The organism is Sporosarcina limicola, assembly GCF_014873855.1.
GTDB lineage: Bacteria > Bacillota > Bacilli > Bacillales_A > Planococcaceae > Sporosarcina > Sporosarcina limicola.
Window position 1 is genome coordinate 1 of sequence record NZ_JADBEL010000073.1, and the last position, 1,504, is coordinate 1,504.

The 1,504-nt window shown below is 37.8% G+C and carries 1 protein-coding gene; it reads right to left on the minus strand.

The genetic code is table 11. From position 1 onward, the window contains the following. Positions 1-113 precede the first annotated feature (113 nt). A complete protein-coding gene (locus H4683_RS21080; protein WP_192600783.1) occupies positions 114-1,352 on the minus strand; it encodes a tyrosine-type recombinase/integrase in 1,239 nt (412 codons plus the stop codon). Positions 1,353-1,504: the final 152 nt, after the last annotated feature.

The window sequence follows — 1,504 nt, forward strand, 5'->3', positions numbered from 1 at the left end:
TCAAATAGTTGTCGAAGGTGGTAAGGTACTGGCAGTCATGGGCATAGCCACTTTTACTGAGTACAGCTTTTCTGAACGATAAGAAGTCGGTAAGTTCGGTCCAAAGGATGCTTTTAAATTCCGACATAACTTTGCCTCCCATATAGAAATTCTTCGAACACACCGGAAGGTGTCGGTACCGCTATTGCATACTCCCGTAATCGCTCTATATCAACTTTTGCATAATGCTTTATCGCGTCTGGATCCGTATGTCCCAGTACTTTTCGTACGACATCATATGGTACTTGTTCATTAACCATTGAGCTCGCGAGAGATGACCGAAATGTATGGACACCATGCCTTTTACCTGAAATATCAATGCCGGCTTTCCGAAAATATTTTGTTGTTGCAAATCTAAGGGCTGAAGTCGTTATTCCCTGATAAGGGGCATACTGTCGAAGAAATATGGGGCATTCATTATTAACTGTCGGACGTGCATTATTAATGTAATTCATAATAGCATCTTTTATTTCTAGGAGTAACGGTAATTCTAACGGCTGCAGGGTTTTTTCCTGAACTATATGAATAGAATTTCCTTCGAAATCTATATTGTCAAAAGTCAAACGTGCGATATCTCCAGAGCGCATTCCCAACCGCGTAGCAAGAAGTAGCATTGCATAATCGCGGATTCCGCTTTTACTTGATTGGTTTATAGCGTTTTCAAACTTGAGGATTTCTTCCTTCGAGTATGTTGAAGGTATTACAAATGCTCTTGCAAAATGAGGAACAATGGTGGAATAATCATATTTAACCACATCTTCTTTGTAAAGATGTTTAAGAAACATTCGGATAACTGCCCATGCGTCCCTATTATGAAACATCAAACATGATTTACATATCTGTGTGGAATTTATATCCCGTATGTCATTACATCCTAACTCCATCAGAAATGTCAGAAAGTCTTCGCAGAACTTCTTTTTTCCTTTAATGGTTTCAATGCGATTTCCATTCTGGTCACAGAAAGACAGGTAATCTTCAAGCAAAACCGCATAGTTTTCCGGCAACTTAACAGATGATTTCTTCCGTTGGGGAGAGTACTTCCTTCCATCACTATAATCGCTTAATCTTCCTACCACTGTACTAATCATTTTTTGAAAAGAAATACTTAATTCATGAGTAGAAATGTAATGCTTAATAAAAGCATCCCCGATTTCGGACGAATATGCAGGTATTTCATTTTGCTCCATATACAGTTCAAGGTTTTTTAATATTCGATGATAATTGTTCAGCGTTTCCCTGCCGTAGCATTTTAATTGAAGCTGTTCTAACAATCCTTGGATTAGTTGTTCGACTGGCCGATTTCTTTTTCCCAAAAGGTATACCTCCTATACAAGATTGTGTATGGTTACATTTTCATCATTGTATTAGAGGACCATAATTATTCGAGAAAAAAGAAAAGGAATAAAATAATTAAGCGGAATTTCTCATTTCTTCTCGGATAATCAATCTTCTCGGATAATGTGCC